Annotated in this window: 12 protein-coding genes and 2 rRNA genes; 6 read left to right on the top strand and 8 right to left on the bottom strand. The window is 50.7% G+C overall.

All coding sequences use genetic code 11. The features are described from left to right. The first annotated feature begins 6 nt into the window (after positions 1-6). The gene (locus tag L9P87_RS09045) at positions 7-1,038 is read left to right on the top strand and encodes a TIGR03617 family F420-dependent LLM class oxidoreductase (protein WP_237444409.1); all 1,032 of its coding nucleotides are present in this window, start codon (positions 7-9) and stop codon (positions 1,036-1,038) included. Between the two features lie 58 nt (positions 1,039-1,096). After that, a complete protein-coding gene (locus L9P87_RS09040; RefSeq protein ID WP_237444408.1) occupies positions 1,097-2,449 on the top strand; it encodes a cytochrome P450 in 1,353 nt (450 codons plus the stop codon). 35 nt (positions 2,450-2,484) lie between these two features. Here the strand turns inward: L9P87_RS09040 and L9P87_RS09035 are convergent, their stop codons facing one another. Further along, positions 2,485-2,943: a DUF2059 domain-containing protein gene (locus L9P87_RS09035; RefSeq protein WP_237444407.1), complete on the bottom strand. Its 459-nt coding sequence runs from the start codon at positions 2,941-2,943 to the stop codon at positions 2,485-2,487. Between the two features lie 104 nt (positions 2,944-3,047). Between L9P87_RS09035 and L9P87_RS09030 the strand changes: the two genes are divergently transcribed. Beyond that, positions 3,048-3,314: a GIY-YIG nuclease family protein gene (locus tag L9P87_RS09030; RefSeq protein ID WP_237444406.1), complete on the top strand. Its 267-nt coding sequence runs from the start codon at positions 3,048-3,050 to the stop codon at positions 3,312-3,314. Here L9P87_RS09030 and L9P87_RS09025 read toward each other — a convergent pair. The 3 genes from L9P87_RS09025 to L9P87_RS09015 form a co-directional block, all read right to left on the bottom strand. Then, complete coding sequence (locus L9P87_RS09025; protein WP_237444405.1) at positions 3,301-3,873, bottom strand: DUF2059 domain-containing protein; 573 nt, start codon at positions 3,871-3,873, stop codon at positions 3,301-3,303. The genes L9P87_RS09030 and L9P87_RS09025 overlap by 14 nt on opposite strands. Before the next feature lie 109 nt (positions 3,874-3,982). Further along, complete coding sequence (locus L9P87_RS09020; RefSeq protein WP_237444404.1) at positions 3,983-5,029, bottom strand: YcjF family protein; 1,047 nt, start codon at positions 5,027-5,029, stop codon at positions 3,983-3,985. After that, positions 5,020-6,474, bottom strand: a complete 1,455-nt coding sequence (locus L9P87_RS09015) for a YcjX family protein (RefSeq protein WP_237444403.1) — start codon at positions 6,472-6,474, stop codon at positions 5,020-5,022. Before L9P87_RS09015 ends, L9P87_RS09020 begins: the two co-directional genes overlap by 10 nt. A 283-nt stretch (positions 6,475-6,757) precedes the next feature. Between L9P87_RS09015 and L9P87_RS09010 the strand changes: the two genes are divergently transcribed. The 3 genes from L9P87_RS09010 to L9P87_RS09000 all read left to right on the top strand — a co-directional run bounded on the left by L9P87_RS09010 (position 6,758) and on the right by L9P87_RS09000 (position 11,204). Continuing rightward, positions 6,758-6,943 (top strand): hypothetical protein, encoded by a 186-nt coding sequence (locus L9P87_RS09010; protein WP_237444402.1) that lies wholly within the window; start codon positions 6,758-6,760, stop codon positions 6,941-6,943. Positions 6,944-6,978: 35 nt separating this feature from the next. Continuing rightward, a complete protein-coding gene (locus L9P87_RS09005; RefSeq protein ID WP_237444401.1) occupies positions 6,979-8,163 on the top strand; it encodes a M20 aminoacylase family protein in 1,185 nt (394 codons plus the stop codon). 119 nt (positions 8,164-8,282) lie between these two features. After that, positions 8,283-11,204, top strand: coding sequence for a DUF748 domain-containing protein (locus L9P87_RS09000; protein ID WP_237444400.1), 2,922 nt, complete (start codon positions 8,283-8,285; stop codon positions 11,202-11,204). Between the two features lie 45 nt (positions 11,205-11,249). Here L9P87_RS09000 and L9P87_RS08995 read toward each other — a convergent pair whose 3' ends face one another. The 4 genes from L9P87_RS08995 to rrf (L9P87_RS08980) all read right to left on the bottom strand — a co-directional run. Beyond that, complete coding sequence (locus L9P87_RS08995; protein WP_237444399.1) at positions 11,250-13,850, bottom strand: TRAP transporter permease; 2,601 nt, start codon at positions 13,848-13,850, stop codon at positions 11,250-11,252. Positions 13,851-14,034: 184 nt separating this feature from the next. Continuing rightward, positions 14,035-15,012: a TAXI family TRAP transporter solute-binding subunit gene (locus L9P87_RS08990; protein ID WP_237444398.1), complete on the bottom strand. Its 978-nt coding sequence runs from the start codon at positions 15,010-15,012 to the stop codon at positions 14,035-14,037. Between the two features lie 411 nt (positions 15,013-15,423). Further along, positions 15,424-15,539, bottom strand: a 5S ribosomal RNA gene (gene rrf, locus L9P87_RS08985). A gap of 253 nt (positions 15,540-15,792) precedes the next feature. After that, positions 15,793-15,892 (bottom strand): 5S ribosomal RNA (gene rrf, locus L9P87_RS08980); the annotation flags it as partial.

Raw genomic sequence — 15,892 nt, 5'->3', positions numbered from 1 at the left:
TTTGTTATGAGTTTAAAAATTGATGCGTCACTATTAGTCGCCAACCCCGCAGATGCCGGCCCACTTGCTGAAGAACTGCAGGCTGCCGGTTATAACGGCGTTTATACCTTTGAAGGCCAACACGACCCTTTTCTGCCGCTGGCCATGGCCTCGGCACAGGCTAAAGAGATTGAGTTGATTACCGGTATTGCCGTCGCCTTTGGTCGCAGCCCGTTGACCGTTGCCCACCTCGGCTACGACTTGCACATGATGAGCGGTGGCCGCTTTATCATGGGTATGGGCTCGCAGGTGAAGGCTCATATCGAGCGTCGCTATTCGATGCCATGGTCGAAGCCCGCCGCCCGTATGCGTGAGTTTGTTCAGGCCGTGCACGCTATCTGGGACAGCTGGGAGACCAACGAGCGTCTAAATTTTGACGGCGAGTTTTATCAACACACGCTGATGATGCCAACCTTCAGCCCGGGACCAAACCCCGCTGGCCGTCCACCCATTTATCTTGCCGGTATCGGTAAGCTGATGACCCAGGTTGCCGGTGAAGTCGGTGACGGCTATATGGTGCATCCATTCCACACGCCGCAGTTTCTCAACGCATTTAGCCTGCCAAATCTACAATTGGGTATTGCCAAAGCCGGTGTCGATAAACAGGTGGCCGTCTCCGCTCAGGTGATTATGGCCACCGGCTTCAGCGACCAAGAAATTGAGGCCGCCACCGCCGCCGCCCGCAATCAAATCGCCTTCTATGCCTCGACACCGGCCTATCTTCCGGTATTAGAAAACGCTGGCTACGAAGGCATCAGCGCTGAATTACACGCTCTCTCTAAGCAGGGTGACTGGGCAGCAATGGCCGGATTGATTGACGACAAACTGTTAAACGCGATCGCCGTCATCGGCACGCCAAAAGATGTGGCTTCGCAAATTCTACAAAGTCGCGGCGATGTTGTGCAGCGCGTCAGCCCCATCGCCTATGGCACTGACACCAAACTGTTTGCCGAGGTCATCAAGGAAATTCGCTCAGCAGAACAGTCATTTAAAAAATAAAAAAAACATGACGCCCTATTCATTTAGAGCGCCGGCCAGGTTACAGAGAGAAAAAAATATGAACGCGTCTGTTAAGCCCGATTATCAATCGGCTAAAAATAATACCAAGTTAAAACATATTCCCGGCCACTACGGCTTACCGGTACTCGGTAACACCATCGACCTTTTTAAAAATTTACACCTCATGACAGTCGAGCGCTGGCAGCAATACGGTGCCATCTCACGGGGGCAAATGGGGCGCGAAAAAGGCTTAATCGCGCTGGGGCCCGATATCGCCAAAGAGATTCTGATCGACCGCGATAAGAATTTTTCATCGCGCATGGGTTATGACCGCTCACTGGTGCCGTTCTTTGGTCTCGGCTTATTGATGCACGACTTTGATGAGCATCGCTTCCAGCGTCGCATCTTGCAGACGGGCTTTAAGACCCCGGCCATGCGCGGCTATGTTGAACTGATGAACCCAGTGCTTGAGCAGGGTATCAAGAGTTGGAAAATGGATAAGGATTTTCGTTTCTATCCTGAAATTAAAAAACTACTTTTGCGCATGGCACTAAAGGTATTTTACGGTGTTGAGGAGTCACTCGATCAATCGTCGGCGCTATCCAAAGCCTTTCTGGACTGCACCGAAGGTCAGTTGGGGCTCTACCAAGTCGACATGCCCGGTTTTAAATTTCACACCGGCATGAAAGGAAGTCGCTATCTTCGTGACTATATTTTAAAACTGATTCCATCGCGGCGCGAGGGGGATGGCAAAGATATGCTGTCGTTCATGTGCAAGGAAACCAAACCCGATGGTTCCTTATTCAGCGACGACGAGATTCTCGACCACGCAGGTTTTTTACTCTTCGCCGCCCACGATACTACCACCAGTACGCTGACCCATATGATGTATTATTTGGCCAAGCAGCCTGAGTGGCAGCAGCGCCTGAGAGAAGAGGGCCAGGCCTTCGACAAAAACTTCTTAGACTATGAGGACCTCGGTCAGCTGGAACAGCTCGACTGGGTATTTAACGAATCTCAGCGTCTACACCCATCGGTCATGGTCATGGCGCGCCGCACCATCAGCGACTGCGTATTAGCTGGCCACAAAGTGCCTGCTAATACGATGATTTTCCAGTTCCCCATGTTTACCAATCGGATGGAAGAGTACTGGACTCGTCCTGGTGAGTTCGAACCCGACCGCTTTGGTGATGACCGCGCGGAACAGAAGAACCACCCCTTCTGCTTTATGCCATTTGGCGGCGGTGCCCATAAATGCATCGGCATGCACTTTGCCGCGATGCAGGCCAAGCTGTTCACCCATCAGTTTTTGCGTCACTGTGAATTCAAGCTGCCGGACAACCATGTTGCCGAGTTCCAGACCGTACCGCTGCCCAAGCTGAAAGATGATTTGCCGCTGTTAGCCGTATAATCGCGCAATAAAAAAGCCGGCTTCGGCCGGCTTTTTTATTGCTGTTTCAAACCATCCAGCCTGATCGATTCCTGCTGTATCTGCCGCTGTAACTCCGGCATATTTTTTTCCACTCGCTGCATACTAATCCTGCCAGCCTCGGCCATCAATTGCGGCATGACTAACAGTGTTTTTCTGCCCGTTTCGGTGGCATAGAAGGCATTAATATCCTGCAATTCTTCGGCGCTGAAAGCCTTGGCATACACACTGATCATCTCCGGCTTTAGGCTTTGATAGCTCATGTTTTTATCAAAGAAATCGAGCATAATTTGCTTATAGGGCGCCAGCCCTGGGTTCTGCTGCAACTGCACCTCAAGCATTTTTGTTATCGTGGTCTCCATTGCCTGTTCCATACCCAGCGTATTAAGCAGTTTCTCGGCCTCTTTTTCAGAGGCGGCATCGGCAACGGCATACCAGGGCATGAAAAAAACAACAATCATCAACAATGCTTTCATCTCAGCGTCCGTTTTAATATTATTGTTTTAAACATAGCTTTCGAGGGCGGACAAAACAAGTCATGCCAAGCTCGTCGGCAACGATTTTCTGACAGGCGTTTTTCATGCAACAATGGTTTCTCTATATCATCCAATGTGACGACCAGAGCCTCTATACCGGCATTGCCACCGACACCGACCGTCGCTTCGACGAGCATCTCAATACATTCTTAAAGAAAGGAAAAAAAGGGGCTAAATATTTTTATGGCAGAAAGCCATTAGAGATCGTCTATCAGGAAATACACGTCAACCGGTCTGAGGCCAGCAGGCGCGAGGCAGCGATTAAAAAACTGACTCGCACGAAAAAATTATTGTTGATCAGCTCTCGGTAGAAGCATTCATATAGCCTTCAAAGATCAGCGTCATTAAAGCCTGACCATTATTATCGACAATAGCCGTTGCCGCCTCATTCATTTTTTGGCCGGTCTCTGACGACAAAAACGCCTCAATATCGACCAACTCTTGCTCAGAGAAAGATTGTCGATAACTCTCTATGGCCTCGGCAGAAAACATTTCTTCTAAACTATACTGCCCGCTCTCAATGATATCACCGGCAACAGTGAGCAACTTCTCGCCACTGCCGGAGCTGATAAAGCTCTCGATATCGTTGAGATCCTGCGCCGTAAACGCCTCCCTTAGCAGCTGTGTTAGTTCCGGTTTAATATTATCGAAGCGGACAAAATCACTGGCGAACTTTCGCAGCTCTGCCTTGTAATCGCCAAAGTCTGGCACCTGTTGCAACTGCTCGTCGAGCAACTTTAACACCGCCTCTTCGACGACGACAGACACCTGATCGACATCGAGCAGGTTCTCAGCATCCCGCTCTGTCGCGGCGTCGGAGTATGCCAGTGGTGTTAACAATAAAAGACTGGCCAGCAATATTTTTTTCATTGATCTACCTTAATTTTTTACAATATTGCCCGCACCATAACCAGCCCTTGGCGCTATATCAATCGGTAATACTGCCTAGCTGAAATAACCTCGACCCGTCGACAGTAATTTATCGCTTAAACACCGAGGCTAATTGTTTCAGTAAGGGTGCTACCAATGATTTCACCTTTGGCCGCTGGGACTTTCTCCATTCAACCGGCCGGCTGACAGCCATCGCCGCCAGCCCTATTCTGCCGCAGTAAATAGCCGCACCCAAACCCTGGCCGATCTGGCCTGTGGTCTGGGCCGCCAGGCTATTAATCGATGCCTCATCAATGGCCCGATCAATGACCAACTCGGTGGCGCCGACAAAGGCAATTTGCACCGCTACTTTTTTGATTAAACTCAGGCGATTAAACCTCGATGGCCGCACACCGTAGACCTGTCCAACGTCTTCAATCATTTTTAGACTGCGCCATAACGCCAGCAGCATATCCATGCTGGCCCAGGGGCTGGCGGCGACAGCAATACCGGTCTGTAAACAGTATTTCGATACGCGCTTGTGCGCCTCCTTATCCAGTGGCTGTATAAAAACCTGCTCGATGTATACCAAGGCCTCTTTATCGCTGGCGTAATCGGGCAGGCTTGCCAAACACTCCTGCAGCAACGCCGCCTGTGGCTTACCCTGGTAAAAACGCTGTAACTCCGCCACGAAATTCATCGTCGAGGCGGTCTCAACGCCCTCGTTCAGCATCTGAGCCGTGGTCTGTAGCGACTCGACATCGGCCATACTCTTACGGTTGCTGAGCAGCGAATAGAGCGAGCGAGAGGCAGAGAAAGCGACGCCCGACACCAGGACTCCAAGGCCGGCCGCCAACGACCAATGCCACTGACTGGCGGCCTGAAAAATCTCAGCCAACTGCCAGCCGGCAATGACGGTCATCAGTGCCGCCCCCCCCCAGAGCAAGCCCTTAATCCCTTTGATTGGCAACGCCTCCAGCCGTAAGCCACTGTAATCGGCCTGATTGGGCAGCACATGGCTGTCCATGATTGCCTCCGGCAATTGCTCCGGCTGCTCATCGACGCTGAACTCATAGCTCTGACGCTGTTCATCTGTCGTCGTCACGGTGCTATCCACCTCGAAGGTGGCGGTTTTATCGCGGCTGGTCATGAGCATTTATCTCCAATCAAACTGTTGATCACGCTGTCTACCCGAATATGTGGCAGTGGGTCGCCATTGGCAAAGGAGACCCCCGGTGCTGGTTGGAAGGGTTTTAACGGCCAATCGTCAAAGCGTCGCCACTCATCCCCCTCCGGCATTCTGGCCGGTATTTCTGGGTGTACCAAGCCAACACGCTCACCGCTTAACTGCCGTGCGATCAAGGCGGCATCGCCATTGTGGGTGGTTTCAACCGAGGTTCTCACCGCCGCGGCCGCCTCGCAATAGGGCTCAATACCCTCATTTTTTACCTGTCGGAACGACTGCTGAATCAGCGTTGCCAATAGCTGCCGCACGTTGTCGTGATCCTTCGACACCACCTGGTCGACCTTGGTGGCGACAAAACTGACTTTTTCGATTCGGGGCGAGATCAGTTGGCGCAGCCACGACTGACGGGCATAACTGAAGCTTTCCAGCACCGCACTCAAGGATTGCCGCAAATCGTTGATATGCTCCTCGCCCTGTTGCAGCGCCGATATCAAATCAACCAACACCAACTGGCGGTCGATTTTACTGAAAAAACGCCGGTAAAACGGTTTGACCAAGTCGGCGATATAGTCGTTGTAGCGCTGTTCGAACACCTTATAAAAGCTATCCGATGAAGCTGTCTTCAAATCCTGCCCACTTAACTTGTCGATATTGAGCAAGGGGAAGAATTGCAACATTTCAGCCTCGGCATCACCGGGCATAAGAAATCGGCCCGGTTGGATAAAGCTCAGGTTGTGCTGCTGTTTCAATGACAGCAGCAATTGCTTGTATCCGGAAACCACATCCCCCGCATCAGGCGAGTAGTCGGCAAGGGCATCAATATCGGCCAACGCAGCCACGTGTTGTTGTAGCAATGATTGGCGAACACCCTGCTGAAACTGCCGCGCTGATTGTCGACACCACTGCTCGAAGCTTAAATCCAATAACGGCAAATCCAGCAGCCACTCGCCGGGGTAGTCGAGGATCTCAATCATTAATGAGCGATAGGGTTTGCCGATGCGCTTGCTGATGCTGCCGCGCTTGGCCAACCGAAGTTCCACGACGCAGCCACTGATATCCGTCGTCGAAGACGGCCATTGCGGCCTCTGCCCGCACAGCGATTGATAGCTTTGCTGATAGGGAAACTGGCTGTCGAGTGAGCCCTTGGCCGGGTGTAATTTGACGCCGACAATACGATTGGTTAACGCAGGGCCGAAGCCTGCCAGCGCACTGCTGCTGTGGTCAGAGGTTAACAACTGATTGATTAAGCTGGTGACAAAGGTCGTCTTGCCGCTGCGGCTCAAGCCAGTAACACCGACACACAGGTGACTGTCGCTGAGTTTATCGCTTACTCTCAGCAACTCCTTGCCCGCACTGCGACCGCCCCGCTCAATATTCTTTTTGCCGCGGGACACTGCGTTTTTAACTCTTCCCATGAAAACCCTCTTCGACGCCCATGTATATATTGTTAGGCTAGCCCCCCTGCGGTTATCTGGCAACGGGATAAACTGCCTACAAATTGCTCTATTTATAGACAATATAGCGGTATATACCCCTATTTTTCATGCCTCATAGCAAGCACCGCCTTGACGCAGGTCAACCTCGGCGTGGTTCATTATACCCCCTGATGACGAAGAGAACGTAGACGCGAAAATCAAGCTGCTGATTTATAATAAAAAATGAAAATTTGCGTTATCTCTCTGCCACCCTGATCAGCATTTGAACAAGGTTAACTTCCTCGCCATACTACCGCCGGTATTGGCCTGCGCCGGGGTTGCGATTTCCTCCAGCGAGGTTCAAACTTTTACGCAGTCTGGCTGGAAGATTGCCATTGTTGCAATGCTGGTTTTTACCGGCACTTTTGTCGGCTCTGCACTGATTGGCGAGCCCTTCCTCAACGTCTAATTTTTTATTGCCTGCCCGCCACACCGGAGTGAACCGTGAAATTTATTACCGATAACGACAGCTATCATCAGCGCATGACCCAATGGCGCCACGCCTTTCACCGCTGCCCTGAAACCGCCTTCGAAGAACATCAAACCAGCGCCTTAATTGCCCAGGTGCTCAGCCAGGCCGGTATCGAACATCATCGAGGCTTGGGCACCACAGGCATTGTGGCGACGCTCAAAGGGAGCGACCCTGCGGCAGGTACGCTGGCACTGCGCGCCGACATGGACGCCCTCGATTTGCAGGAACTTAATAGCTGCGGCCATAAGTCATCGATCGACGGCAAGATGCACGGCTGTGGCCACGACGGCCACAGCGCCATGCTGCTGGGTGCCGCCTGCTATTTAGCCGAACACCCCGAGAGCATTACCGGTACTGTCCATTTTATTTTTCAGCCCGCCGAGGAAAACGAGGGTGGCGCCCGAGAGATGATTAAAGAAGGTCTGTTTCAGCAGTTCCCTGTCGATGCGGTCTTTGGCATGCACAATTGGCCGGCACTGCCCGCTGGCCGCGCTGCGGTCAATGATTCGTCGGTGATGTCGGCCTTCGACACCTTCGAGATCACCGTCCACGGCCAGGGCTGCCATGCCGCCATGCCGCACCAGGGGGTCGACCCGATTGTTATCGCCTCGGAATTAGTACTGGCGTTGCAAACCATTGTCAGTCGCTCTGTCGACCCACTCGAGTCCGCCGTCGTCACCGTCACTCAAATTCATGGTGGCGATGCCCTTAACGTCATCCCCAATGAGGTGGTCATTCGCGGCACCTGTCGCTTCTTCAAGGCCGAGGTGCAGCAGCTGATTATTGAGCACATGCAGCGCCTGTCCGATGCCATTACTCTGGCCCACGGCGCCAGCGCCACCGTCGCCTATACTCCGCGCTACCCCGCCACGGTCAACACCGCCGACGAGGCGGCACTGGCCGCATCCGTACTGCGCCAGCTGATTGGCGAACAGCAGGTTGAAAAAAATCTGGCGCCATCGATGGGCGCCGAAGATTTTGCCTTTATGCTGGCTGACAATCCCGGTGCCTATATTTGGTTAGGCAACGGTTCAGAGCAGCATCAAGCACCGCTGCATAATCCGTATTACGACTTTAATGATGCCATTCTGCCCACTGGGGCAAATTACTGGATCAATCTGGTCGGCAGTTGGTTTGAGAATCAGGCTAAATCATAAGGACTTACGCCAGCCTTCGAATAGCTGAGCCGATATAAGCAACAATGCCTCGTTTCTTTTATCGGCCAGTAGCCCTACAATAAGTCTCCGTTTTTACCTAACAGAACGAGTTGTCGTAAATGGGACTTATCGAAAACAGCCTGTCGGTACGTATTGCCGGGGTCAGCATCAAATTTTTTGTCATTAGCTTTCTACTGTATACAGTGATTAGTTTCTTTGCCGTGCCCCTGCTGGTCAAACAACAACTCGAGCAGCACATTACGGCAACCGAGCGTACCGTCGACGTCGGCCATATTCGCTACAACCCGCTGGCGCTTTCACTCGACATCCATCAACTCAATATTTACGATCGCCGTCAACAACCCCAGATTGGCTTCGAGCGTCTCTATATAAATTTTCAATCCAGTTCTTTGCTATGGCTGACATTTGTCTTCGACAAGGTGCTACTCGATGGTTTTTATAATCACTACAGTATTCACCAAGACGGCAGCAGTAATATCGATGATTTACTCGCACTGTTGGATACCCCTGCTGCACAGCCCAACCAACAAGAAGATGCTGAGACGGCCATTCCCAGAGTATTAATACGCCAATTAGAACTCGGTAACATTGCGGTCTCTTACCGTGATGAGCACCGTCAGCCCACCTTCTTTAAAAGCTTTGGCCCTATCGATTTATCGCTTCAGCATTTTAATACTTTCCCCAGTGACGAGTCACCCTACCGCCTGGCCGCGCAAACCAAGGGTGGAGAATCATTAGATTGGCAAGGTTCGGTGTCGATTGTGCCGCTGGCCTCCTCCGGCAGTTTGAAAATCGGCGGCGTGCAATTGCGCGATGGCTGGGATTTTATGCAACAGCAGTTACAGTTTGAGGTCACCCGTGGCACCGCTCGATTCAAAGCTGACTACCAATTCGATGACAATTTATTGATTAACAATGGCTTCTTTATCATTGATGACCTCGCCATCGTTGACAAAAAAACGCAATCACCGGCACTCAGTTTCAAACAGTTTGGCGTCAACAATATGGCTCTCGACCTCAATCAGCAGCGGCTTGATATTGCCTCGGTTAATAGTCATCAAGGCGCTATTAATGAAACCATCGACCGGCAGCAACAATCCTACCTGCAACAACTGTTCACCTTGATCTCCGATACCAATGAAGAACAGCCTGATAGCGGCCAGCCAGCCACGCCGTGGCAGGTTAATATTGGTGATTTTGCCTTCGACGATTACCATATCAGCCTGATTGAGCAAACCTCAGGGACTGACATCCTGCTAGAGCTGTCGCCACTGTCGCTCCACGCCAACAATTTTGACCTCACCAAATTTCAACTGGAATCGATCGAACTCAAGAGCTTACTTGCCGTTAATAAGCGTGCAGATAAAAGCGCGCTGACTCTGGCTACACCACTATTGCAGTTATCGCCACTCAACAGTGTTTGGCATTTTGAGATCAGCGAACTGCCCCTCGATATTGCCCAGCCCTTTATTGCCCCGGTGGCCAATCTCGAGCTACTCTCCGGCCTGCTGCACAGCAACATTGATCTCAGTCTCAACGAAAGCGATCAACAACTGAATATTGTTGTCGATGGCAGCGCTGACATCCACAATTTTATGGTTAAAGACACTGTAAAGCACAAGGAGTTTGTCAGCTGGGATCTACTGACCGTCGACCAATTCAACCTCGACCTTAGCAACAATGCACTGACTGTTAACAATGTCGATACCGACGGATTCTTCGCCCGCATCATTATCAATAAAGATGGCACTACCAATATCCAAGACAGCATTAAACACAGCGCAGCAGGCAACACCGCTGACAGCCATAATGATCAGCCAGCCGACCCCATGGCCATCGAGATCAACAGCATCCGCTTTGCCAATGCCCAATCGCGCTTCGCCGATTTATCACTGTCGCGGCGCTTTGCCATGACCATCGCCGAGCTCAATGGCTCGATAGATAACATATCATCAACCCCTGGCTCATTGGCCAAGGTTAACATTCAGGGGTCGGTCAATAAGTATGCACCGGTGATTTTGGCCGGTGTCGTCAACCCTTTCGATGCCGAGAGTCATACCAACTTATCCCTCGATTTCAACGGTCTTGAACTGACCAATTTAACACCCTATGCCGATGCCTACGCTGGCTATGTTATCGATAAAGGCAAGCTGACAGTCAATCTCGATTACAAGCTGGAAGACAACCACATTGTCGGTGATAACCACTTTTTCCTCGACCAGTTAACCCTGGGCGAAAAAACGGAGTCATCAACGGCAACAACTCTGCCGATCGCCCTCGGTATCGCGCTGCTAAAAGACGGTAATGGTGAAATTGATGTTGATCTGGCCGTCGAAGGGAATCTTGATGACCCCGAATTCGACTATGGCACGCTGGTCTGGGACAGTTTGTTAACCTTTATGACCAAGGTTGTCTCATCGCCATTTAGTATGTTATCCGGCTTGGTCGACAGCGAACAGCCGCTGAACCAAATCCCCTTCGATTTTGGTACGGCTGACCTCGGCAACCAAAATAATGCCACGCTGAACAGCTTGGCCGAAGCGCTTAAACAGCGCCCGCAATTGGATATTGAGATTCGCAGTAACGCCAATAGTCGCGGTGATACCACGGCACTGGCGCTGCAACAGCTTGAACCGTTGCTGGCCGATATTCAACCCGATGATGAGTATGCCGTGTCGCCATTCTGGCAACAGGCCTACCCCTATTTTGAGCAGCAAAGCGGTCAGGACATCGACGATATTCGCAACCAGATGACCGATCAAGCGGAGCAAAATGGCACGCCACCGAATGAGGCAGCTATCGACCAGCAAGTCCATCAGCACATCGAACAATACCTGGTTGAGCAACAACAAATCGATACTCACACACTCAATCAACTGGCCTTACAACGATCCAACAATATACGTCTAGCTCTGATCGACTATGGTATTGAGCACGACAGGATCTTTGTACTCGACTCGACCACAACGGCTGATCTCGCAGAGCAGTCAATCACCGAGCTTAAGCTCAACGCCAAATAAAAATTCAAGGCAAAAAAAAGCCCCTGTCTCCAGGGGCTTTTTTATTTATAGCGCCGGTTGTTTAGCCGGCTCTTTTGCGATTCTCCGTCGCTGTGAGAAAGCGATCAGCGCTAACAGCAGGAAGGCCGGAATGTAGAAAACCTCCTTCGCCATCCGATCTGTCTCCTCCTTAATACCGGTAATTTTCCAGTCGAAATCGATCGACGAGCGCTCAGCAGGGCTGTTGTACTCGACGAAATCAACCAACATAGTGCCGTCATCCTCGGGCAGCAATTCAAGGCCAACGTTGTTTAACAAACGTTCCTGTGGCGTCCCCTCGGCCTTGCCCAGCGGCAGAATGACCGTTGACGATACAAAGCGTCCATCAAGGGTTTCACCCTCAGCAATCAGGCGTATATTGGCATCGTCTGATTGACGCTCGATATAGCTGTAAATTTCCGTTGCCTGATGACGCTCAAACGGTTTCTCGACGCGATCCAGCCAGAAGCCCGGCTGGAACAGGGTAAAGGCGATAACCAACATGCCTACCGTCTCATACCACTTAGAGCGTGTTAACCAAAAACCCTGCGTCGCGGCGGCGAAAACCAGCATTGCAGCCAGGGCGACAAAGAAGACAAAAATCCCCTGGTACCAGGTCACATCGATTAACAATAAATCGGTATTAAAGATAAATAGGAACGGCAACAATGCTGTTCTCAGACTATAGAAAAATGCTGTCACCCCGGTTTTGAGCGGATCGCCTCTCGATACTGCCGCCGCAGCAAAGGAGGCCAGCCCCACCGGCGGCGTCACATCAGCCATGATGCCAAAGTAGAAGACAAACATATGCACCGCTATCAGCGGAACGATTAAGCCGTTCTGTGCCCCTAGCTCGACCACAACACCGGCCATCAGAGATGACACCACAATATAGTTAGCCGTGGTTGGCAGCCCCATACCGAGAACAATACTGATCAGCGCCACAAACATCAGCATGAACAGTAATACGCCACCGGAGACTATCTCAACCAACTCGGCCATGACCTGACCAATGCCAGTCAATGTCACGGTGCCGACGATGATACCGGCCGTCGCTGTCGCTACACCGATACCGATCATATTTCGTGCCCCCGAACCCAGGCCATCACGAAGATCGATTAAGCCCTCTTGAATAGCAACCCCCATACCGTCCTTGCGGAAGAATGCCTTCAGCGGCTTTTGCGTTAGCAGGATAAAGCCCATCAAAACACTGGCCCAGAAGGCAGAGAGCCCTGGAGAGTTACGCTCAACCATTAGAAACCAAACCAGTGTAATTAGCGGGATAAGGTAATACAGACCGGTCTTATAAATATCAGCAAAGATAGGCAGCTCGACTATCTCCGCGTTGGGGTCATCCATCTCCAACTCAGGCTGACGCGCTGAGATGTAGAGCAAACCGATATAGCCAGCAAGAATGACTAGCAGTACCAAGACCACGGAGACTGGCCCGGTAATCGCCTTGATCGCCGAGATCAAAAAGAACAGCAACCCGGCAAGCACAACCATACTGGAGGTAATAATACCGAACCGCAGCATTTTCACTTTCATCGTATAGATGGGGCCTGATCTTGGCAGGCCGTACATGTCGGCTTTCAAGGCCTCTAAGTGAACAATATACAGCAGAGCAATATAGGAGATTGCCGCTGGCACGAAGGCATGCTTGATCACTTCAATATATGGAATACCAACATATTCCACCATAAGAAAGGCAACCGCGCCCATTACCGGCGGCATCAAAACACCGTTGATTGATGAGGAGGCCTCAATGGCGCCGGCTTTTTCCGCACTAAAGCCAACCCGCTTCATCAGTGGAATGGTAAACGTACCCGTGGTCACCACGTTGGCAATCGAGGAACCGGAGATCAAACCCGTCATCGCAGACGACAGCACTGCCGCCTTGGCCGGCCCGCCACGCAGATGACCCAGCAGTGAAAAAGCAATTTTAATAAAATAGTTACCGGCACCAGCTTGATTGAGTAAGGCGCCAAATAGTACAAACAAGAATACGAAGCCCGAGGACACACCGAGAGCAATACCAAAGACACCCTCTGTTGTTAGCCACATATGGCTCATCGCCCGCTCTATCGATGCCCCCTTCCAACGGATAACATCCGGCATGTATTGACTGTCGCCAAAAAATACATAGGTCAAAAACACCACGGCAACAATCACCAACGGTGGCCCCAGGGTGCGGCGAGTCGCCTCAAGTAATAGCAACAGGCCTGCGACAGAAAAGAACAAATCCATCTGGATTGGAGCACCGGGACGGGTGGCCAATTCGGCATAAAATATAAAAATATAACAAGCACAAAAAGCAGCACTGAAACCGAGCAACCAGTCATACCAAGGAATAGAATCCTTGACGCTGTTGTGCGTTGCGGGGAAGGCCATAAAAGTCAGAAACAGCGCAAAGCCTAGGTGTATGGCTCTCGCCTCGGTATCGTTCAGGAAACCAACGCCAAAGATAGCGGGCAACGGCGAACCAACCCAAAGCTGGAATAGTGACCAAATAACCGGAAGCGACAGGAGAAGAATTGCAGCATACCACTGCTTCGGATGTCGATTACCGGTATCAGATTCGGCAACCAAATCCTGGATATCGTCATCAATATGATAATTTTGCGTCATAGAACAACAGCTCGATTATATGAGGGTGTAAACAACCCTATTACACCAGGCCAAAAAGTAGACAGTGGCCTGATGCGCGAAACATAGCTGACAGACCCCTGAAACTGCAGTGAGTTTCCCTGTCATGCTAAAACGGAACAACCGCCTAGACTGGCGGTTGTGTTTGCGCGAACGATTTTAACGCTTACTTAATCCACTCACGCTCTCGGTAGTAACGCTCTGCACCAGGGTGCATAGGGGCTACCAAAGAGTTGGTCGCCATTGCCTCTGCATCCAAGTTATTCAATGCTGGGTGCAGACGACGGAAGCGGTTGAAGTTAGAGAATACTGCCTTGGTCAACTCATAGACAACATCGTCAGAGACTTTATCTGAGCTAACCAATGTACCTAGGGGGCCGAGTGTCACGATATCGTTATCGTTACCCATGAACATACCACCGGGAACGGTTACCTCTGAATAGGCAGGATACTTCTTCAGGAAGTCGGCGGCGAACTGGCCGTCGATAGGCAGCACCTTAACATCACAGGTAGACGTCGCTTCCTGGGTTGAGGCGTTTGGCAAACCCGCTGACCAGAAAGTCGCATCAAACTTACCATCACAAAGCGCTTGAGCCTGCTCAGAGTTACGCAGCTCAGCAGTGATACGGAACGTGGATTTATCCCAGCCTTTTTCAGCCATAATCAAATCGGCATTAACACGGCTACCAGAACCAGGGTTGGCAATGTTAACGCGCTTACCAACAAGGTCATCAAGCGTCTTAATATTCGCGTCACCACGGACTAAGATTTGAATGGGCTCAGCATGAAGAGAGAAAACCGAACGCAACCCCTTGTAGGCATTACCTTCAAACATGCCTGTACCGTCGTAAGCGGCAGCTTGAGTATCAGACTGCGCAATACCAAACTCCATCTCACCCGCACGGATCGTGTTGATGTTAGCTACTGAACCACCAGTGGACTCCGCAGAGCAACGAATGCCATGATTGGCACGATCGCGGTTAATCATACCGCAGATATGACCACCAACAGGGTAGTAAACACCAGTCACGCCACCTGTACCAATCGAGATGAACTGCTCTTCAGCGGCCTGTACCGCCAATGAAGCAGTCAGTGCTGTCGCCGCAGCCGCAGCTGCCAATGAAAACTTCTTTGCTATTCCCATTTCTCTTACTCCGTTCTAACTTATTTATCGGGTTAGAGCAGTGCAATAAATGCAAACACACGCACTGCACTGCTCTAAATTTTATGCATTCAGTGAAACATAGCCTATTGCGATTATCTAATGACTCAGATCAACTTCATTGCTTGTTGGTAATAGCAAGCTGGTGACAATCCGTTCACTACATCGCGATTCTTGATTACAAAAAAAGCGATTTATAAAAGTACAAATACAAGCCTCTCAAAGCATAGCCTTTACCAACGCTGCCATCAAACACCATCTTGTTAATTATTGTAATAGCTCGGGTTTTCGCAAAATCTATTAGACATAACGAAGACAATAAAATGGTCGGTTTAAAATAAGCAGACATAAAAAAACCCAGCAGACTGAATCTGCTGGGTTTCTAAAATAAGCGTCTGACGATGACCTACTCTCACATGGGGAAACCCCACACTACCATCGGCGAGGAATCGTTTCACTACTGAGTTCGGGATGGGATCAGGTGGTTCCAATTCTCTATGGTCGTCAGACAAACGGGTTAACAACAGGCCTCAGCCTGACGTCAGAATTCTTTGTCACCGAATGACTGAGCCGCATTATAGGCAGTTACAGTACAGATACAAGCGTTTTTTTACCCCGGCTCTATTCATAAATAATCCTCAACTAAAGAGCATACAAAGCTTGAGTTAAACAAGATTACTAATCCTCCTCAGATCGCCCAAAACGAAACCCCAGCCATAAAAAAACCCCGTAAGTGTTAGCTTACGGGGTCTTAGAATAAAAGCCTGACGATGACCTACTCTCACATGGGGAAACCCCACACTACCATCGGCGAGGAATCGTTTCACTACTGAGTTCGGGATGGGATCAGGTGGTTCCAATT

The organism is Sinobacterium norvegicum (genome assembly GCF_923077115.1).
Classification (GTDB): Bacteria; Pseudomonadota; Gammaproteobacteria; order Pseudomonadales; family Sinobacteriaceae; genus Sinobacterium; species Sinobacterium norvegicum.
Note: the sequence above shows the minus strand (reverse complement) of the source record. Positions and strands in the feature narration are given on the sequence as shown.